Raw genomic sequence first — 19,415 nt, 5'->3', positions numbered from 1 at the left:
CCTGGCCTGGGAGTCACCCGCCCAGCGCGGCCGCGTTCCGCGCCGCTGTTGCCAGCGTGTCCGCCCGTTCGTTCATCGGGTCCCCGGCGTGGCCGCGCACCCACTTCCATTCGACCTCGTGCGGCTTGGCGGCGGCCAGCAGGCGTTGCCAGAGGTCCAGGTTCTTCACCGGTTCCTTCGCCGCGTTGCGCCAGTTGCTGCGCACCCAGCCATGGATCCATCGGCTGATGCCGTTGCGGACGTATTCGCTGTCGGTGTGCAGCGCGACGATGCAGGGCTTCTTCAGCGCCTCGAGCGCCATGATCGCCGCCGTCAGCTCCATGCGGTTGTTGGTCGTCGCACCCTCGCCGCCGGACAATTCGCGCTCATGCTCGCCGAAGCGGAGGATCGCGGCCCAGCCACCGGGGCCGGGGTTCGGCTTGCAGCCGCCGTCGGTCCAGATCTCGACGAGCGGCCGCGTATCGGCCGTCACAGGCCGAGCGCCGACGCGCTGGTGGCCTGGGCGAAGAAGCGCAGCTTGCGCAGGTATTCCAGCGGGTCCTTCCGCGTGACCAGCGCGCCGGCGGGCGTGTGCGTCCAGTCGTAGAGCCGCGTCAGCAGGAAACGCAGCGCGGCGCCGCGGCACAGCACGGGCAGCGCCGCCCGTTCGGCCGCGTCCATGGGCCGGACGGCATCGTAGGCCGAGAGGAGCGCCCGCGCCTTGGTGACGTTGAACGAATAGTCGGGCTCGAAGCACCAGGCGTTGAGGCAGACCGCGACGTCGTAGGCGAGCAGGTCGGTGCAGGCGAAGTAGAAGTCGATCAGGCCGGAGACGCGGGGCTTGCCGTCTTCGTTGGGCAGAAAGAAGACGTTGTCGGGGAACAGGTCGGCGTGGATGTGGCCGCTCGGCAACGCGCCGGGTTCCGGCCAGCCGGCCAGGATGCCGGTGAGCGCGCCGTCCAGCTCCGCGATCAGGCCTGGCTGCACCTCGTCCCCGCGCGCGCGGCAGCCGTCGAGCAGCGGCGCCCATCCGGCGGGGCCGAGCGCGTTCGGGCGGCGCGTCGCGAAGCCCTCGCCGGCGCGGTGCATCTGCGCGAGCGCGCGGCCGAGGGGCGCGCAATGCTCAGGCCTTACCTTGCGGGGCCAGACGCCGGGCAGGAAGGTGACGATCGCCGCCGGCCGTCCGGCGAGTTCGCGCAGCGCCTGCCCGTCCCGCGCATGGACCGGCGTGGGGCAGGCGAGGCCGCGCGCCGCCATGTGGTCCATCAGGCCCAGGAAGTAGGGCAGCTCCGCCGGATCGACGCGCTTCTCGTACAGGGTGAGGATGAAGTCGCCCGCATCCGTCTTCAGCGCGTAGTTGGAGTTCTCCACGCCCTCGGCGATGCCGCGGAAGGCGATCAGCCCGCCGAGCGCATAATCGGCGAGGAAGGCGCGCAGCGCCTCGTCAGTCACTTCGGTGTAGACGGCCATCAGGCGGGGACGCGCATCGGCGGCAGGCGGAAGGTCACGTCCTCGATGGCCACGGTCACGTCCTCGGTCGTCACGTCGAAGCGTTCGCGCAGGCGGTCTATCACTTCCTGCACCAGGATTTCGGGGGCGGATGCACCGGCGCTGATGCCGACCGTCGCGCAGCCATCCGCGACCGACGGGTCGAGGTCGGCGCCGCGCTGGACCATCACGGCGCGCGGCGCGCCGGCGCGTTCGGCGACTTCCCGCAACCGAACCGAGTTCGAGGAGTTCGGCGCGCCGACGACGATGACCAGCTCGCTGCGCGCCGCCACCGCCTTCACCGCTGCCTGGCGGTTGGTGGTGGCGTAGCAGATGCTTTCCTTGGAGGGTTCGGTCATGGCGGGGAAGCGTTCGCGCAGCGTAGCGACGATCGCGGCGGTGTCGTCGACCGACAGCGTCGTCTGCGTGGTGTAGGTCAGCGCCATGCCGGGCGGCGGCTGCACCAGCCGCGCCGCCTCGACATCCTCGACCAGCGTGACGGCGCCCTCGGGAAGCTGGCCCATGGTGCCGACGACTTCGGGATGGCCTTCATGGCCGATCAGCAGCAGGTGGTGGTCGCGGGCGTGGTGGCGCTCGGCCTCCCGATGCACCTTGCTCACCAGCGGGCAGGTGGCGTCGAGGAAGTACATCTCGCGCGCCCGTGCCTCCGCCGGAACGGATTTCGGCACGCCATGGGCGGAGAAGATCACCGGCTGCCCGTCATCCGGGACCTCGGACAGCTCGTCGACGAAGATCGCGCCCTGGCGTTCCAGCCCCTCGACCACGAAGCGGTTGTGGACGATCTCGTGGCGGACATAGACGGGCGCGCCGTGGCGCTTCAGCGCTTCCTCGACGATCCGGATCGCGCGGTCCACCCCGGCGCAGAAGCCGCGCGGGCCGGCGAGCAGGACGTGGAGGCGGGGCTTTGCGGCGGTCATGTCGGTTCCGGTTGAGGGCAGGTTGTGGCCTGTCCCGGGCGGGCGGCACACTATAGATGGGGCGCCTGTGGTCAAAGGGGGTCGAAAAGGTGGGATTCATGCGGCGCGATGCGGTGATGGCTCTGGCGGCGGCGGCACTGCTGGGCGGCTGCGGGTTGAACACCGGGTATTCGACCAGCCCGCCGGCGCCATGCCCGCGCATCGCCATCCTCGCCGATGGCGCGGACCTGACGCGCTATCGCGCCGGGGCGGTGCAGGATCTCGCCGCCATGACCTCCGATGCGCGGCTGATCGGCTTCCAGGCGCAATGCGACTACACCAATCGTCGGCGGTCCGTTTCGGTCGCGGTCAGCGGGGTGTTCGAGCTGGAGCGGGGCCCTGCCGGCGCCGGGCTGCGCAGCGTCGCGCTGCCCTGGTTCGCGGTGGTGACGGATAGCGACGATTCGCAGGTGATCGACCGCCAGGAATTCGTCACGACCGTCGAGCTCGAAGGCAATGCGAACCGGGTCCGGGTGCAAAGCCGCCCGGTCTCCTTCGACTTCCCGGTGGATGAGCGGCGGGTGGAGAACCATACCATCCGCCTGTCCTTCCAGGTGACGCCGGACCAGTTGGCGGCGAACCGGCGGCGCGGGCCGCGATAGGGCCCGGCGGGCCGCCGTTGCGCCGGCGCGGCCGATCTGTCAGGAAGGCGCACCCCGCAGATCCCGCGCGGGAGAGAGGGGCGGCGACGCCCCCGCCGAAGGCGCAACCGGCCCCCGGAAACGCTCAGGCACCAAGGGCCGCGCGGGGAAGGGGCCTCTGGAAAGCCCGGTGCTGAAAGGCACCGGCACCGACGGAGTAAGGCGAGGCAACGCCCCCGCCGAATCTCTCAGGTTCCATCGACAGAGGGGGGCCACGGACTGAACCCCAGTCGCCGCGGATGCGGCGGGAGGCACCGTGGCCGATTCGTCGCCCGAGACCCAGTTGGAAACGCCGCCCGCGGCGATGTTGGAAACGCCGCTGGCGGCGCTGCACCGCGAGCTTGGCGGGCGTATGGTGCCCTTCGCGGGGTATTCGATGCCGGTGCAGTACCCGGCCGGCATCATGGCCGAGCACCTGCATTGCCGCGCCGCCGCGTCGCTGTTCGACGTGTCCCATATGGGGCAGGCGGAGCTGGTGGGTGAGGGGGCCGCGGCGGCGCTGGAGCGCGTCACGCCCGCCGATGTGCAGGCGCTGAAACCTGGCCGGCAGAAATACGGCCTGCTGACCACCGACGATGGCGGCATCCTGGACGACTTCATGGTCGCCAACCTCAGCGAGCGGCTGTTCCTGGTGGTGAACGCCAGCCGCAAGCATGTGGACCTGCCGCGGATCGAATCGGCACTTCCAGCCGGCGTCACGCTGAAGCCGCTGCCCGATCGTGCGTTGATCGCCCTGCAGGGGCCGGGGGCGGTGGCGGCGATCGCGACGCTGGCGCCGGGCATCGCCGAGCTGCCCTTCATGGGCGTCGGTGCCTTCAACATCGCGGGCGTCGCGGCCCTGGTCTCGCGCAGCGGCTACACTGGCGAAGACGGCGTCGAGGTTTCCGTCCAGGCGGAGCAGGCCGAGGGCTTCGCCCGCGCGCTGCTTGCGTTGCCGGGCGTGCAGCCGGCGGGCCTGGGCGCGCGCGATTCGCTGCGGCTGGAGGCCGGGCTCTGCCTCTACGGCAACGACATCGACGAGACGACCAGCCCGGTCGAGGCCGCGCTGACCTGGACCATCGGCAAGCGTCGCCGCATGGCGGGCGATTTCCCGGGCGCGGCGCGCGTCGCGCAGGAACTGGCTGATGGGGCGAAGCGCCTGCGCGTCGGCATCCGGCCCGAGGGGCGCCAGCCGGCGCGCGGGCACACGCCGATTCACGCGCCTGGCGGCGCGGCCATCGGCGAGATCACCTCGGGCGGCTTCGGCCCGTCGCTGAACGCCCCGGTCGCTATGGGCTATGTCGCGCGTGAGCACGCGGCCGACGGCACGTCCCTGGATCTCATGGTGCGCGGCAAGGCCTTGCCGGCCGTCGTCGCGCCCACCCCCTTCGTCCCCCACCGCTACGCCCGCTGAGGAACCGCGCCGATGTCCGAACCGAAATTCACCAAGGACCATGAATGGGTGCGGCTCGAGGGTGGCATCGCCACCATCGGCATCACTGACCATGCGCAGAACGCGCTCGGCGACGTGGTCTTCGTGGACCTGCCCGAGATCGGCCGCGAAGTGACCGCCGGCGAGGCGATCGCGGTGGTGGAGAGCGTGAAGGCGGCCTCCGACGTCTACGCCCCGATCGCGGGGAAGATCGTCGAGGTGAACGGCGTGCTGGCCGACAATCCCGGCACCATCAATTCCGCGCCGACCACCGATGGCTGGTTCTTCCGCATCGAGGCCGCGGATGTCGCCGAAGTCGCGGCGCTGATGGACGAGGGCGCCTACGCGGCGTTCGTGGACACGCTCTGATGACGGACGCGCTCGACACGCTGGCGGCGCTGGAGGCGGGTGACGCCTTCGCCCCGCGTCACATCGCCCCGAATGACGGCGAGATCGCCGCGATGCTGAAGGTCGTCGGCGCGTCGAGCCTCGATGAACTGGCGTCGAAGACCGTGCCGGCGGCAATCCTGGGGATGGACCTCGCCGGGCTGCCGGAACCGGCGACGGAGCTGGAGCTGCTCGCCGAGCTGCGCGCCATGGCGCTGCGCAACCGCGCGGACATCAAGTCGCTGATCGGCATGGGGTATCACGGCACGCACACGCCGCTGGTGATCCGCCGCAACGTGCTGGAGAATCCGGGCTGGTACACCGCCTACACGCCGTACCAGGCGGAGATCGCGCAGGGTCGGCTGGAAGCGCTGGTGAACTTCCAGACGATGATCACCGACCTGACCGGGCTCGATGTCGCGAACGCGTCCCTGCTGGACGAGGCGACGGCGGTGGCCGAGGCGATGCACCTGGCCCACGCCGCGACGCGCGGCAAGTCGGACCTGCTGATTGCGGCGGATGACCTGCATCCGCAGTCGAAGGCGGTGCTGGTGACGCGCGCGGCGCCGCTCGGCATCACGGTGCAGTTTGTGAAGGTTGCTGACCTGGTCGCGGAAGTCGCGGCCGCGAAGCCCTTCGCGCTGGTTCTGCAATACCCCGGCACGACCGGCGAGGTGCGCGACCTGACGGCCGAGATCGCCGCCGTGCACGCGGCGGGCGGCCTCGCGCTGGTCGCGGCCGATCCGCTGTCGCTCTGCCTGCTGACGCCGCCGGGCGAGATGGGGGCGGATGTCGTCGTCGGCTCCGCCCAGCGCTTCGGCGTGCCGATGGGCTATGGCGGCCCGCATGCCGGCTACATGGCGGTCAAGGATGCGCATAAGCGGCTGATGCCGGGCCGCCTCGTCGGCGTGTCGGTCGATGCGGCGGGGGCGCCGGCGATGCGCCTCGCCTTGCAGACGCGCGAACAGCACATCCGCCGCGAGAAGGCGACGTCGAACATCTGCACCGCGCAGGTGCTGCTCGCCGTCATGGCCGGCATGTACGCCGTGTGGCACGGGCCGGAGGGGCTGAAGCGCATCGCGACGCGGGTGAACCTGCTGGCGCGGCTCGTCGCCGGCGCGGCGCACGAAGCCGGCTTTGCCGTGAAGCACGACGCCTTCTTCGACACCGTCGCGCTGGATGCCGGCGAGAAGGCCGAGGCGCTGATGGCGAATGCCGTGAAGCGCGGATTCAACTTCGCCCGCATCGACGCGACGACGGTCGGCATCGCGCTGGACGAGACGGTGACGCGCGAGGATCTCGACGTGATCATCGCCGTCATCACCGGCACCGCGGTGAAGCCCGCGACGGCCGGGGCCACGGCCGGCGGCATTCCGGCGGCGTCACAGCGCGGCTCGGCGTTCTGCACCGCCACCGTGTTCAACACGCATCATTCGGAGCACGCGATGCTCCGCTACCTGAAGATGCTGGAGGACAAGGACGTCGCGCTGAACCGCAGCATGATCCCGCTGGGATCCTGCACGATGAAGCTGAACGCGACGGCGGAGATGGTGCCCGTCACCCTGCCGGGCTTCTCCGTGATCCATCCCTTCGCGCCGATCGACCAGGCGAAGGGCTATCGTGAGCTGACCGATCGCCTGTCCGACTGGCTGTGCCGCATCACCGGCTTCGCGGCGGTGTCGCTGCAACCGAATGCCGGCAGCCAGGGCGAATATGCCGGGCTGCTCGCCATCCGCGGCTGGCATCTGAGCCGCGGCGACACGCATCGTGACATCTGCCTGATCCCGGCCTCGGCGCATGGCACGAACCCGGCCTCGGCGGCGATGGCGGGGATGAAGGTCGTCGTCGTCGGCACGGATCGCGATGGCAGCGTCGATCTTGCGGACCTGAAGGCGAAGGCCGAGCAGCACGCGGCGAACCTCGCCGCGCTGATGATCACCTACCCCTCCACCCATGGCGTCTTCGAGGCCTCGATCCGCGAGATCTGCGCGCTGATCCATGCCAAGGGCGGCAAGGTCTACATGGATGGCGCGAACATGAACGCGCAGGTCGGGTTGACCAGCCCGGCCACGATCGGCGCCGATGTCTGTCACCTGAACCTGCACAAGACCTTCTGCATCCCGCATGGCGGCGGCGGGCCGGGCGTCGGGCCGATCGGCGTCACCGCGGAACTCGCGCCCTTCCTGCCGGGCCATCCGGTGGTGGATTGCGGCGGGTCGCCGGAGATCGTCGTCTCCGCCGCGCCCTGGGGCTCGGCCTCGATCCTGCCGATCTCCTACGCCTATATCCGCATGATGGGCGCCGAGGGGCTGAAGCGCGCCACGCAGGTCGCGATCCTCAACGCCAACTACATGGCGAAGAAGCTCGAGGCGCATTTCCCCGTTCTCTATCGCGGCATGAACGGCATGGTCGCGCATGAGTGCATCCTCGACTGCCGCGGCTTCCAGCAGGGCGGCGGCGTGATGGTCGAGGACATCGCGAAGCGGTTGCAGGATTACGGCTTCCACGCGCCGACCATGTCCTGGCCGGTCGCGGGCACGCTGATGGTCGAGCCGACCGAAAGCGAGCCCAAGGCCGAGCTCGATCGCTTCATCGATGCCATGGTCGCGATCCGCGCCGAGATCCGCGCGGTCGAGCAGGGCCGCATGGACAAGGCCGACAACCCGCTGAAGAACGCGCCCCACACGGCGTCGGAAATCGCGGCCGCCGACTGGCCGCATCCCTACACGCGGGAGGAAGCGGCCTTCCCGCTGCCCTTCGTGAAGGCACGCAAATACTGGCCGCCGGTGAAGCGCGTCGACAATGTGTACGGAGATCGTAACCTGGTGTGCTCCTGCGCACCCCTTGAGGCATACGCGCAGGCTCATCAGATTGCGGCTGAATGAGCCAGCTCAAGCCATGGCAGGTGACTGCCAGCCGCATCGTGCTCGCGGATCGATGGATCCGCGTGCGCGCCGACAGCTGCGTCGCCCCCTCGGGCGACGTGGTCGATCCGTTCTACGTCCTTGAATACGCGGACTGGGTACATGTCGTCGCGCTGACGGATGACGACCGGCTGGTGATGAACCGTCAGTACCGCCACGCGGCGGGCGAGGTGCATCTGGAACTCCCCGGCGGGGTGATGGATGCGGAGGACGCCGACCCGGTCGTCGCGGGCGCGCGCGAGTTCCGCGAGGAGACCGGCTACGCCGCGCGGGAATTCCGCCATGTGGTGAGTCTGCGGCCCAACCCGTCCACCCACACGAACCGAGTGCACACGGTGCTGGCGCTCGGCGCGAGCCCGAACGGCGCACCGTCCTTCGACAATGGCGAGGAGATCGCCGTCGAGCTGATCACCGTCACGGAGATGCTGCGCCTGATCCGAGAGGGCGCGGTGCAGCAATCGACGCATGTCGCCTCGATGCTGCTTGCGCTGGCCTCGGCGGGGCGCGTCACGTTCTGAGGGCATCGCGCAGCGCGATCATCATCGGTGCGTCCTCCGGCATCGGGGCGGCGCTGGCGCGGCGCTTCGCGGCGGATGGCTGGCGGCTTGGCCTAGCGGCACGACGGCTGGACCGGCTTGAGGCGCTGGCGGCCAAGATCGGGGCGGATTGCCGAGTGCGCGCGATGGATCTCGCCGTGCCGGAGGAGGCACGACGCGGCCTGGAGGCGCTGCTGGCGGAACTGGGCGGGACGGACCTCATCGTCATCTCCGCAGGGACGGGCGAGTTGAACGCCGATCTAGCCTGGCCGCCGGACCGCGACACCATCGCTGTCAATGTCATGGGATTCGCCGCCGTCGCGCAGCGCGCGATGGCGCATTTGCTGGCGCAGGGGCACGGGCACCTGGTCGGCGTCTCCTCCGTGGCGAAGCTGCGCGGGAGTGGCGACGGCGCCGCCTACAGCGCCTCGAAGGCTTTCGTCTCCACCTATCTCGACGGGCTGCGCGACAAGGCAAAGCGGTCCCGCCTACCGATCACCGTCACCGAGATCTGCCCCGGCTTCGTCGATACGGCGATGATGAAGGCGGACAAGCCGTTCTGGGTCGCCACCCCCGAGCAGGCGGCCGCCTGCATCGACCGGGCAATCGCGCACCGCGCCCGGCACGCCTATGTCACGCCCCGCTGGCGGCTGGTGGGGCTGCTACTGCGCATGCTGCCGGGACCGTGACGGCGGGCACGTTGCGCTCCGGCCGGTGACTGTTCCATTCTTCCGCATGCGGGATGAAGCCCGCATGGGAGGAATCCGCAATAATGGATCGTCGTCGTTTCGTTGCCGGCGGTGCCGCCGCCGGCGCTGCCGTCGCCGCTGTGGCCGCCCCGGCGCTGGCCCAGACCGCGCCACGCATCCGCTGGCGCTGCCCGGGCAGCTTCCCGAAGTCGCTCGACGCGCTTTGGGGCACGCACGAGCACATCTGCCGCCGGGTCAGCGAAATCACCGACGGCGCCTTCCAGATCCAGCCCTTCGCCCCCGGTGAGGTGGTACCCGCCCTGCAGGTGCTCGATGCCGCGGGGTCGGGGTCGGTCGAGATCGGCTGGACCGCGCCCTACTACTACACCGGCAAGGACCCCTCGCTCGCCCTCGGGTCCTGCATTCCCTTCGGGCTGAATGCGCGCCAGCAATTCGCCTGGTGGCATGATGGCGGGGGCAAGGACCTCATGGCTCCGGTCTTCGCCGACCAGGGCGTGCGCTGCATCCTCGGCGGCAATACCGGCGCGCAGATGGGCGGCTGGTTCCGCAAGGAGATCAAGTCGGTCGAGGATCTGCGCGGCCTCAAGTTCCGCATTGCGGGCCTGGCCGGGGATGTGCTGCAGAAGCTCGGCGTCATCGCCCAGCAGCTCGGCGGGCCGGACATCTACCCGGCGCTGGAACGCGGCGTGATCGACGGTGCCGAATGGGTCGGGCCCTATGACGACGAGAAGCTCGGCTTCCAGCGCGTCGCGCAATACTACTACTTCCCCGGCTGGTGGGAGCCAGGGCCGTCCATCGTCATGCTGGTGAACCAGCGCGCCTGGGAGGGCCTGCCGCCGCAGTACAAGGCAGCGCTGGAGACGGCCTGCGGCGAGGGATACTCCTTCATGACCGGCCGCTACGACGCGCTGAATCCGCCGGCGATGCGGCGGCTGATCGCTTCCGGGACACAGCTGCGGCAATGGCCGCGCGACGTGATCGCGGCCTGCTACCGCGCGACGCAGGAACTCTACGCCGAGATCGGCGCGCGCAACGCCCGCTTCAAGGAAATCCACGCGCAGTGGGACCGCTTCCGCCTGGACCAGCAGACCTGGTTCCGGGTGGTGGAGGACAGCTTCGCGAATTCGATGGCGGTGGCGCAGGCGCAGCAGCCGCGGTGAGGGACGGTGCGGAGGGGTGACTGATCCTCCCCTGCAGTCAGGAGATCGGAGGGGCGCTGCCCCTCCGAACCACCCCGCCAGGGGGTTGGACCCCCTGGACCGCAATCTGTTGGTGCTACGCGTGGCGGGGTTGCTGCCCGGCGCTTCGTGCGCAAGAGCCGGCTTCGGCATCGTTCCCGCCGTGGCGCACGGTACCAAATGAAGGTTTGCAAAGGCCCTTCGGCCTTTGCTGGGGAGGTTTGGAGGGGCAAAGCCCCTCCAACGACAACAGCGGAAGCATCGGCCCTGGCAAAACGGCCAGAGCCGTCGCGATTCACTGCCCGTGCCGCACGTGCCGCAGCTGGAAGTAGTTGTCCGCCGTCTGCACCACCGTCCAGCCCTGCCGCACCGCCCAGACGATCTGCTGCTGGTGCAGCGGGATGAACGCCACGTCGTCGCGGAGCACCTGGCTTGCTTCGCTAATCAGGCGCTGGCGCTGCGCCGTGTCCGTTTCCACGGCGATGCGGTCTACCAGCGTGTCGAAGCGCGGATTGGAGTAGCCCGCGCTGTTGAACACGCCGCGCGCGCCGTCGCGCGTCGCCGCCAGATTGTAGAAGGCGTTGTGCGCATCGCCCGTCGAGGGCGTCCAGCCGAGCATGTAGAAGGAGGTGTTGAAGCGCGGCGCGTTGATCTCGGCGAAGTAGCGCGCGCGGGTCTGCGCCGCGAGCGTCACGCGGATGCCGACGCGCGCCAGCATCGCCGTCACCGCCGTGCAGATCGCCTCGTCATTCACATAGCGGTCGTTCGGGCAGTCGAGCGTCACGCCGAAGCCGTTCGGATAGCCGGCCTCGGTCAGCAGGCGGCGACCCTCCGTGACGTTCACGGCGGGGCGCTGGTCGTCGGCTTCGAGGAAGCCGTTCACGCCGGGGCCATAGAGCAGGTTCGACGGCCGCGACTGCCCGCGCATCACCGTCCGCTGGATGGCGTTGGCGTCGATCGCGAGCAGCATGGCGCGGCGCACGCGCACGTCCTGGAACGGGTTCTTGCCCCGCACGTCGGACTTCAGCAGCTGCGGCCGCATCTGGTCCATGCCGAGGAAGATCGTGCGCAGCTCCGGCCCCTGCATGATCGACACGCCTGGGGAACGGCGGATGCGCTCCACGTCCTGCGGCGGCACGGTGTAGAGGAAGTCCATCTCGCCCGAGAGCAGGGCCGCGACGCGCGTCGCGTCGTTGGAGATCACGTTCAGTTCGGCGCGCGTGATGTTGTGGCGCGGGGTGTCCCACCAGCCGGGGTTCGGCACCAGCACGGTGCGGCGGTCGGGCTCGCGCGATTGCAGCAGGAAGGGGCCGGTGCCCATCGCGTTGCGGGTGGCGAAGTTCTCGCCGGCCGCGGTCAGGTCGGCGGGGCGCTGAGCGTTGTGCTGCGTCGCCCAGGCGCGCGACATGATCCCCCAGTTGGTGATTTCCTGCAGCAGGATCGGGTTCGGCACGGTCGTCTCGAACTCGACCGTGTGGTCGTCGATGGCGCGGATCTCCTTCACCGAGGCGAGGACGCCCTGGATGTTGGAACCGGGGCCACGGGCGCGCTCGGCGCTGAAGACGACGTCACCGGCAGTGAAAGGCGTACCGTCGGAGAACTTCACGCCGCGGCGCAGATGAAAGCGCCAGACGGTGGGCGAGGGGTTCTCCCAGCGCTCGGCCAGCGCGGGCTCGATGCGCATCTCGGCGTCGCGACGGACCAGCGGCTCATAGATGTTCGCGTTGAAGGACAGCAGGAAGGTCTCCTGCCGCGTGTACGGGTCCATCGAGTTGACGTCGCCGTCATTGGCCCAGCGGAAGTTGTTGGCCTGCGCGGCCATCGCGGTGCCGGCGAGCAGCGCCGCGGCGAGGGTGATGCGAAGCGTCATGGAGCATGTCCCGAGAGTTCAGTGCGCGGGATGCTGACCCATCAGACGCAGGAAAAAAAGGGCACGGTGTCGTAAACAACAGCGTTCAATCGGTGAGCGAATAGCCCCTGCCAAAATGAAAGCGGCCCGACGCTTTCGCGCCGGGCCGCTGAGCATGGAACGGGCCGTCGCGGTCAGGCCGCGCGCAGCGCCTTCGGCAGTTCGGTCACGCTCTGGTCCACCAGCGCCGCGTCGGCGCGGGCATCCAGCGTCTCGGTCAGCACCGCGCGGGCGGCGGCGCCGGCGATGTCGGCGGCGGCGTTGCGCACGTCGGCGACGGCGCTTGCCTCAGCGGCGGCAATGCGGTCGAGCGCCATCCGCTCGCGACGCTTCGCGGCGGCCTCGGCCTCGGCCGCAGCGGCGGCCCCGACGCGCTCGGCCTCGGCGGTCGCGCGGGCCAGCAGCTCCTCCGCGTCCTTCGCGGCGGTCGCGCGCTCGGCCTCAGCGTCCTTCAGCATCTGCTCGGCCTCAGCGCGCAGGCGCGACGCTTCGGCGAGCTGCTTGCGGATCGTCTCGGCCTTGCCGTCCAGCGCCCCGCCGATCGCGCCCCACAGCTTCTTGCCGAGCAGCAGGAAGAACAGGACGAAGGAAACGGCGACCCAGAACTTCGGATCGAGCCAGAAGTGTTCGTAGCTGTGCATCACGCCCTCCCGCGCGCGGCGAGTTCGCGCGTCACGGCCGCATCGACCGCGGCGCGGTCCACCCGGCCAACCAGCTTGGTCAGCAGCGCCTCGGTGGTGTCGGTGGCGACCGAGCGCAGCGCGCCCATCGCGGCGGTGCGCGACGCGTCGATGCGGGCCTCGGCCTCGGCGATCTGGGCGTTCAGCCGCTCATTCAGCGCGGCGGCCTTGGCGTCGCTCTCGGCCTGGGCGGCCTGCATGGCGGTGGCCACCTCGGCGCGGGCCGTGGCGCGTGCCTGGTCGGTAGCGGCGCGGTGGGCGGCCATGGCGGCGTCGGCCTCGGTCTTCGCGGCCTGCGCGGCCTCGAGGTCGGCATTGATGCGGGCGGCGCGGTTCTCGATCACGGCGCCGACGCGCGGCAGCGCGACATAGGCCATGATGTAGACCAGCGCACCGAAGATGATCAGCTGCCAGACGATCTGGCCGATCAGCAGCGGGCCCTGTTCGGGGTGGCCGAAGGCGAGCTGCGGCATGCCTTCCACGGGGATCGAGCCCGTGGGCGCCGCGATCGCCGCGATCGGCAGGGTGGCAGCCAGCGCCGCCAATGTCGTCACTCGGCGCATCGCCGTCGTCTCCTTCGCCGTAGAGACCCGGGAGGCTTCCCGGGTGGATACCGCGCCCCGCGCCCGGTGACGGGCGCGGGGCTGCGGGATCAGGCGAACAGGATGAGGAAGGCGATCAGCAGCGCGAAGAGCGCGACGGCTTCCGTCAAGGCGAAGCCCAGAATGCCGATCGGGAAGACCGCATCGCGGGCACCCGGGTTGCGCGCCACGCTGGTGATCAGCGAGGAGAAGATGTTGCCGATGCCGAGACCCACGCCGAACAGCGCGATCACGGCGATACCGGCCCCGAGGGCCTTCGCAGCGGCGACTTCCATGTTTACTCGTCCTTCCGTCTCAGATGGAGTTTCTGTCCGAACGCGTGTGCGACCGCACCCCGGTCACATGGCGGGTCAGTGCAGATGCACCGCGTCGTGCAGGTAGATGCTGGTCAGGATCGCGAAGACGTAAGCCTGCAGGAACGCGACCAGGAATTCGAAGCCCACCAGGGCGACGTTCACCGCCAGCGGCATGGCGGCCACGAAGGGACCCACCGCGCCGAGGCCACCCAGCAGCACGACGAAGGTGGCGAACACCTTCAGCATGACGTGGCCGGCGACCATGTTGGCGAACAGACGCACCGAGAGGGACACCACCCGGGAGAAATACGAGATGACCTCGACCGGGATGATGATCGGCGCCAGCCAGACCGGCGCGCCCTCGGGGAAGAAGTAGGAGAAGAAGTGCATGCCGTGGCGCATCAGCGCCACCACCGTCACCGTGATGAACACCACGACGGCGAGCGCGAGCGTCACGGCGATGTGGGAGGTGAAGGTGAAGGCGTAGGGCAGCATGCCGAGCAGGTTGCCGAACAGCACGAACATGAAGACCGAGAAGACGAAGGGGAAGTACTTCTTGCCCTCGTCGCCCACCTGGTCGCGCACCATGCCGGCGATGAATTCATAGGCGGATTCGCCGAGCGCCTGCAGCCGGCCCGGAACGAGCGCGCCGCGTCGGGCGCTGGCGAGCATCAGCCCGGCGGACAGCGCCACCGCTACCAGCATGAAGAGGTTCGACTGGCTGAAGGACACGGCCTTGCCGACCGCGCCCAGGATGGGCGTCAGCTCGAACTGGCTGAGAGCGTCGATCGTCTTGCCTTCGACTGCCACCGGCTGATCCCCCGTCGATCTCTCACTTCATGCGCGAGCGCGGACGTGGATTGAACAGGCGATAGACGTTCAGGATCCCGGCCGCGCTGCCCAGGACGAAGAACACCAGGAAGAGCCAGGGCCAGGTTCCCAGCCAGCGATCGAGCAGGAAGCCGATCACGATGCCGACAACCAGGGCCGAGACGACCTCGACCCCCGCGCGCAGACCGTATCCCCAAGGGCTTTGCGGCACCGCCCCGCCACTCGTGGGCGGTTTGTCCAGGCCCTGTTCGGACCTGGCCTGCCGCAACCGCTTCTCGAAACCGTCGCGCTCGTTCAACCTCTGCTCCCTAGCGGGCTCCGCCGGAAGGCAGGCGGGCTTTAGGGGTGACCCCTGGCACTGTCAAGCGCATGACGCGCCGCAACAGCGCGTCTGCGCGGCATTGCCGCCGCCGGTCGGTCAGTCGACCGGAACCAGCGGTATCGGCACGTCACTCCGCGCCTCGGGCGAGGCAATGCGGGCCAGGGCCTCGGGTGCCATGGGCCGGCCGAGCAGATAGCCCTGGCCTTCGTCGCATTTCATGTCGCGCAGGCGGGCCAGCTGTACCGCGCTTTCGACACCCTCGGCCACCAGCCGCGCGCCGAGGCCGTGCGCGATGCGCGCCACCGCATCGACGATGCGCTCCGTCCGCGCGCTCGCCCCGAGCCCCGCGACGAAGGACCGATCGAGCTTGATGACATCGAAAGGCAGCTGCTGGAGGTAGCCGAGCGAGGCGTAGCCCGTGCCGAAATCGTCGAGCGCCAGCTTCACGCCGATCTCGCGAAGCTGGGCGAGGGTCGTCGCGGCGGCCTCGGGGTCGCGGATGAAGACGTCCTCGGTCACCTCGATCTCGATGCCGGCGACGTCGCAGCCGGTCGCGTCCAGTGCGGCCCGGAGCAGTTCCGGCGCCTGGCCGGAGACGATGTGGCGGGCAGAGAGGTTCACCGCCACCGGGATGTCGAGCCCGGCCTCGCGCCAGGCCTGCCGCTGGCGGAGCGCCATTTCCAGCGTGTAGCGGGCAAGCGGCACCGACAGGCCGGCGCGTTCCGCGGCGGGGACGAAGACGTTGGGCGGGACCACGCCGCGCGTCGGGTGCGTCCAGCGCAGCAGCGCCTCGCAGCCGCTCAGGGTCAGGTCCGACAGGTGGAACTTCGGCTGGTATGCGAAGTGCAGCTCGGCGCGGGCCATCGCCTGCTGGACATCCGTCTCCAGCCGCCGCTGGTCGATCAGCGCCGCTGCCATCGTCGAGGAGAAGCGCCGCACCTGCGCCCGGCCCGAGGCCTTGGCGCGGTACAGCGCGATATCCGCCCGCTGCAGCATCAGCGGGCCATCCGCGCCCTCGCCCGGTCCGATGGCGATGCCGATGCTCGCGCCGACCGAGACGGTGGCGCCATCGATCGAGTACGGCGCGCCGAGGGCCCGGCCGAGCCGCGCCGCGGCGGCATCGGCTTCCTCGACCGCCGCGATGCCGGTCTGCACCACGGCGAACTCATCGCCGCCGAGGCGGGCCAGCATGTCCTGCGACCTGAGGCAGGCGCGCATCCGGCCCGTTGCGGCCAGCAGCAGCGCGTCGCCGGCCGCGTGGCCCATCGTGTCGTTGACGTCCTTGAAGTCATCGAGGTCGATCAGGTGCAACGCCACCATGCCGCCTTCGGCCAGCGCGTGGTTCAGCCGGCGGGTGAAAAGCAGCCGGTTGGCGAGGCCGGTCAGCGAATCATGCTCCGCCATGTAGCGGATCTGCTCCTCCGTCGCCTTGCGCTCGGAGATGTCGAGACTGATGCGCACGACGGCCGAGGCCGGCCTGCCGGGGTCGGCCACCGGGGCGGCGGTGGTCAGCAGAATGCGCCGCGTGCCGTCCGGCCCCGTCGCCGCTTCCTCGCGGAAGGGAAGCTGGGTGCCGCCGGCCAAGGCGGCGGCGATGTCGGCTGTGTCCTCCGCCGTACCGGTGGCCTCGGCGACGTCGCGGCCGAGCAGCGCGGCCTCCGTCGTGCGATGGAACCCGGCGAGCGCCGCATTCGCCAGGACGAAGCGGCCTTCCCGGTCATGGGCCGAGACCATGACCGGCAGGGCGTCCACCACGACGCGCAACAGGCGTTCGGACTGGCCGGCGCGGGACTGAGCGACCTCGGCGTGGCGCAGCAGGCTGCTGGCGCGCCGCCACAGGACGTAGAGCAGCGCCGAAAGCACGGTCGCGCTGACGATCAGCCCGATCAGGCTGATCGCGAAGGCATTGTGAAGCCGCCGCAGCCCGGCTGCGGCGGCCTCGGCGCCCCGGCGCTGGTCGTGCAGCAGTTCGCGGTTCGCCTCGCCCAGATGCAGCACCAGCGCGCCGAGCGTGTCGTGGGCGCGGTCGATGGCCCCGGCGTCGCCGGCCTGATGTTCCTCGGCCACCGTCTCGATCGTCGAGAGGCTGGCGAACAGCGTGGGCAGCCTCTCGCGCACGGACAGCAGGGCAGCCGAGGGCGGCTGTTCACCGTCCCCCTGCTGCAGGGCGACGAGGCGGCTCCAGAGGATTTCGTAGCGCAGGGCGACCGCGGCCGTGGCGCCGGGCACGCCGGCGGCAAGGCGCTCGACCTCGGTACCAAGCCGCGCCGCCTCGAGCAGGGCCTGGCTGCTCTCCCATAGACCTACCCGGTGCCCGCCCGGGTTGAGCTGGCTGTGGGAGGCGAGTTGACGGGCGGAGAGGACGAGGGAGGCGACAAAGACCAGCGCCGCGAGGGAGGCCCCAAAGAGAAGCACTGTGGAGCGTGACGAGCGGACCGGCATCATGCGGTCTTCAGCGGCACTGAGGCTGCGTGGCGGTCACGGCGGTCCCATCAGTGAATCTCGAGCCGGCTGAGCTGCCAGACGGCGCGGCGCCGGTTGGTCGGCGTCTCCAGCTCCGGCCGACGGGACCACGGAAAGACGATCCAGAACGGGCCGCGGAGGCGAACCGGGACTGGCGTACCGTCGAGGCGGGTGGCCAGGAAGGCATCACTGTCGAGGAGCTCCTGAATCGGCGAAGTGAAGGCGTAGTCATTCAACGCCGAGGCGGTGATCAGGTTGCCTCGCGATTCCACTGCGTCAAGCAGCCGGCGGAGCGGAAGGCCGCTGAAGTGCTGCGGCCCGACCGTCCAGGGCGTCCGCGTCCTAAGGTCGGCGGCACCCAGCGCCTCGATCTCCGAGAGCGTCAGGCGACGCGGCGCCGGCGGCGCGATGGCGCCGCCGATCTCAAGGCATGGTTCACCCGACGCCAGCGCGACGCGGGGAAGAGCGGCACCGGCAAGGATCGTGCGTCGCGCGACGGGCATTGGGAATAACTCCAACCCCAGGTTGGATAGCTCTGCGCCAGTAAGCGAAGCGTTATCTGGCGGCAATCCGTCACATCTGTGCGACGACATGGCGATTAGGCAGTAACCGGACCTTCCGCCAGCTCGACCGCCTGACCGAGATCGACGCTCAGCAGTCGCGACACGCCGCGTTCCTGCATGGTCACGCCGTAGAGCCGGTGCATCCGCGCCATGGTCAGCGGGTGGTGGGTGACGACGAGGAAGCGCGTGCCGGCCTCGGCAGCCATCGCCGTCAGCAGGTCGCACAGCCGCTCCACATTCGCGTCGTCGAGCGGCGCATCCACCTCGTCCAGCACGCAGACCGGGGCGGGCTGGCAGCGGAAGACTGCGAAGATGAGGGAGAGTGCGGTCAGCGCCTGCTCGCCGCCCGACAGCAGCGAGAGCGTGGAGAGCTTCTTCCCCGGAGGTTCGGCGTAGATCTCAAGCCCGGCTTCCAGCGGGTCGTCCGACCCGACGAGGGCCAGATGTGCCCGTCCGCCGCCGAACAGCCGGGCGAACAGGTTGCGGAACTCGGCATCCACACGGTCGAAGACGTCGCGCAGCCGCTCGCGGCCTTCGCGGTTCAGATGGCCGATGGACCCGCGCAGCTTGGCGATGGCGGCTGTCACCTCGTCCCGGTCGGTGCCGATCTGGCCGATGCGGTCCTCAATCTCCGTCACCTCGATCTCGGCGCGCAGGTTGACCGGGCCCATCTCCTCGCGCTCGCGGGCCAGGCGCTCGACCTTGCGGCGGGCCTTATCCTCGGCGGCGTCGGAGAGTTCCTCGGGGGCCGGCGGCAGTTCCGCATCCTCGCCGAGGCGTTCCTCGATGCGGGCGGCGACGGCGTCCTCGGCGGTGGCGGCGGCCTCGGCGGCGCCCTCGGCGCGGACCTGGGTTTCGCGCGCCGCGGCAAACGCCGAATCCGCCTTCCGGCGGGCTTCGGCGGTGTCGCGCAGGGCAGTTTCGGCGGCGGTGAGCGCGGCGGCGGCGGCGGTGTGGGTTGCCTCGCACTCCGCGAGCAGGCGGCCGGCCTGGGCGCGGCGGCCGGCGGCGTCATCGGGGGCTTCGGCCACGCCGTCGCGTTCGGTCTCGGCCTCGGCGCTGCGGCGGCGCAGCTCGATCACGCGGGCCTCGGCATCGGCGCCGCGCGTGGTCCAGAGCGCGGCTTCCTCGGCAACCGCGGCGAGGCGGGCGGCGACGCGGCCCCCCTCATTCGCCAGGGCGCCGATGTCGCTGCGCGCCTGCACCTCGGCGCCGCGGGCGGCGGCCAGCGCGTCGCGCGCGGCGGCGACGGCTGAGCGCATGGCGTCGAGGTCGGGCAGGGCGGCCTCGGCGGCGAGGGCCGCTTCCTGTCCCGCCTCGGCTTCCGCCAGTTCGGCGGCGACGCGCGCAAGCTGCGGTTCCAGCGCGGCGAGGCGGCTTTCCGCCTCGGCGGCGCGGGCGGCGAGGGTGGATTCGTGCTGCCGCGCGCCCTTCGCGTTGCCCTCGGCGGTGCGGCGGGCCTCGCGGCCGGCGTGTTCGGCGGCCTGGGCGCGGGATTCGGCGCGGCCGGCTTCCTCG

The 19,415-nt window shown here is 70.3% G+C and carries 18 protein-coding genes, 1 pseudogene and 2 riboswitches; of the genes and pseudogenes, 7 read left to right on the top strand and 12 right to left on the bottom strand.

Annotation, left to right across the window (positions count from 1 at the left end):
* Positions 1-13: 13 nt before the first annotated feature.
* The 3 genes from rnhA to ispH are packed head-to-tail and all read right to left on the bottom strand — an operon-like array spanning position 14 to position 2,405.
* Positions 14-472 (bottom strand): ribonuclease HI, encoded by a 459-nt coding sequence (gene rnhA, locus GXW78_RS24000; RefSeq protein WP_211871442.1) that lies wholly within the window; start codon positions 470-472, stop codon positions 14-16.
* Positions 469-1,449: a homoserine kinase gene (locus GXW78_RS23995; RefSeq protein ID WP_211871441.1), complete on the bottom strand. Its 981-nt coding sequence runs from the start codon at positions 1,447-1,449 to the stop codon at positions 469-471. Before GXW78_RS23995 ends, rnhA begins: the two co-directional genes overlap by 4 nt.
* A complete protein-coding gene (gene ispH, locus GXW78_RS23990; RefSeq protein ID WP_211871440.1) occupies positions 1,449-2,405 on the bottom strand; it encodes a 4-hydroxy-3-methylbut-2-enyl diphosphate reductase in 957 nt (318 codons plus the stop codon). The genes GXW78_RS23995 and ispH overlap by 1 nt, the downstream gene beginning before the upstream one ends.
* 98 nt (positions 2,406-2,503) lie before the next feature.
* On the opposite strand from ispH, the gene GXW78_RS23985 reads away from it, so the two are divergent.
* The 7 genes from GXW78_RS23985 to GXW78_RS23955 all read left to right on the top strand — a co-directional run bounded on the left by GXW78_RS23985 (position 2,504) and on the right by GXW78_RS23955 (position 10,213).
* A complete protein-coding gene (locus tag GXW78_RS23985) occupies positions 2,504-3,046 on the top strand; it encodes a hypothetical protein (protein ID WP_211871439.1) in 543 nt (180 codons plus the stop codon).
* A gap of 58 nt (positions 3,047-3,104) precedes the next feature.
* Positions 3,105-3,197: riboswitch (glycine riboswitch) on the top strand.
* A gap of 3 nt (positions 3,198-3,200) precedes the next feature.
* A riboswitch (glycine riboswitch) is annotated at positions 3,201-3,293 on the top strand.
* Positions 3,294-3,389: 96 nt separating this feature from the next.
* The gene (gcvT, locus tag GXW78_RS23980) at positions 3,390-4,478 is read left to right on the top strand and encodes a glycine cleavage system aminomethyltransferase GcvT (RefSeq protein ID WP_211871482.1); all 1,089 of its coding nucleotides are present in this window, start codon (positions 3,390-3,392) and stop codon (positions 4,476-4,478) included.
* Between the two features lie 12 nt (positions 4,479-4,490).
* Positions 4,491-4,865: a glycine cleavage system protein GcvH gene (gcvH, locus tag GXW78_RS23975; protein WP_211871438.1), complete on the top strand. Its 375-nt coding sequence runs from the start codon at positions 4,491-4,493 to the stop codon at positions 4,863-4,865.
* Positions 4,865-7,768: an aminomethyl-transferring glycine dehydrogenase gene (gcvP, locus tag GXW78_RS23970; RefSeq protein ID WP_211871437.1), complete on the top strand. Its 2,904-nt coding sequence runs from the start codon at positions 4,865-4,867 to the stop codon at positions 7,766-7,768. Before gcvH ends, gcvP begins: the two co-directional genes overlap by 1 nt.
* Positions 7,765-8,325: an NUDIX hydrolase gene (locus tag GXW78_RS23965; RefSeq protein WP_211871436.1), complete on the top strand. Its 561-nt coding sequence runs from the start codon at positions 7,765-7,767 to the stop codon at positions 8,323-8,325. The genes gcvP and GXW78_RS23965 overlap by 4 nt, the downstream gene beginning before the upstream one ends.
* Entirely contained in the window at positions 8,265-9,032 is a 768-nt protein-coding gene (locus GXW78_RS23960; RefSeq protein ID WP_211871481.1) for an SDR family NAD(P)-dependent oxidoreductase, read from the top strand. The genes GXW78_RS23965 and GXW78_RS23960 overlap by 61 nt, the downstream gene beginning before the upstream one ends.
* Positions 9,033-9,115: 83 nt before the next feature.
* The gene (locus tag GXW78_RS23955) at positions 9,116-10,213 is read left to right on the top strand and encodes a TRAP transporter substrate-binding protein (RefSeq protein ID WP_211871435.1); all 1,098 of its coding nucleotides are present in this window, start codon (positions 9,116-9,118) and stop codon (positions 10,211-10,213) included.
* Positions 10,214-10,526: 313 nt separating this feature from the next.
* Here GXW78_RS23955 and GXW78_RS23950 read toward each other — a convergent pair whose 3' ends face one another.
* From GXW78_RS23950 to GXW78_RS23910, 9 genes and pseudogenes are all read right to left on the bottom strand, one after another.
* Positions 10,527-12,101, bottom strand: a complete 1,575-nt coding sequence (locus tag GXW78_RS23950) for an ABC transporter substrate-binding protein (protein WP_211871434.1) — start codon at positions 12,099-12,101, stop codon at positions 10,527-10,529.
* Positions 12,102-12,274: 173 nt separating this feature from the next.
* Entirely contained in the window at positions 12,275-12,781 is a 507-nt protein-coding gene (locus GXW78_RS23945) for a F0F1 ATP synthase subunit B family protein (protein ID WP_211871433.1), read from the bottom strand.
* Complete coding sequence (locus GXW78_RS23940) at positions 12,781-13,383, bottom strand: F0F1 ATP synthase subunit B family protein (protein ID WP_211871432.1); 603 nt, start codon at positions 13,381-13,383, stop codon at positions 12,781-12,783. The genes GXW78_RS23945 and GXW78_RS23940 overlap by 1 nt, the downstream gene beginning before the upstream one ends.
* An 89-nt stretch (positions 13,384-13,472) precedes the next feature.
* Positions 13,473-13,697 (bottom strand): ATP synthase subunit C family protein, encoded by a 225-nt coding sequence (locus GXW78_RS23935; RefSeq protein WP_133221840.1) that lies wholly within the window; start codon positions 13,695-13,697, stop codon positions 13,473-13,475.
* Positions 13,698-13,772: 75 nt separating this feature from the next.
* Positions 13,773-14,528, bottom strand: a complete 756-nt coding sequence (locus tag GXW78_RS23930; protein WP_211871431.1) for a F0F1 ATP synthase subunit A — start codon at positions 14,526-14,528, stop codon at positions 13,773-13,775.
* A 22-nt stretch (positions 14,529-14,550) separates the two neighbouring features.
* On the bottom strand, positions 14,551-14,847 hold the full coding sequence (locus GXW78_RS23925) for an AtpZ/AtpI family protein (protein WP_211871430.1): 297 nt from the start codon (positions 14,845-14,847) through the stop codon (positions 14,551-14,553).
* 120 nt (positions 14,848-14,967) lie between these two features.
* Positions 14,968-17,316 carry a putative bifunctional diguanylate cyclase/phosphodiesterase gene (locus GXW78_RS23920; RefSeq protein ID WP_211871429.1) on the bottom strand — a complete coding sequence of 783 codons (2,349 nt, stop codon included), beginning with the start codon at positions 17,314-17,316 and terminating at the stop codon, positions 14,968-14,970.
* Between the two features lie 47 nt (positions 17,317-17,363).
* Positions 17,364-17,837: a hypothetical protein gene (locus GXW78_RS23915; RefSeq protein ID WP_211871428.1), complete on the bottom strand. Its 474-nt coding sequence runs from the start codon at positions 17,835-17,837 to the stop codon at positions 17,364-17,366.
* Between the two features lie 95 nt (positions 17,838-17,932).
* Positions 17,933-19,415, bottom strand: a pseudogene (locus GXW78_RS23910) (chromosome segregation protein SMC); the annotation flags it as partial.

The sequence above is a fragment of the Neoroseomonas terrae genome (genome assembly GCF_018129025.1).
Lineage (GTDB): Bacteria > Pseudomonadota > Alphaproteobacteria > Acetobacterales > Acetobacteraceae > Neoroseomonas > Neoroseomonas terrae.
Note: the sequence above shows the minus strand (reverse complement) of the source record. Positions and strands in the feature narration are given on the sequence as shown.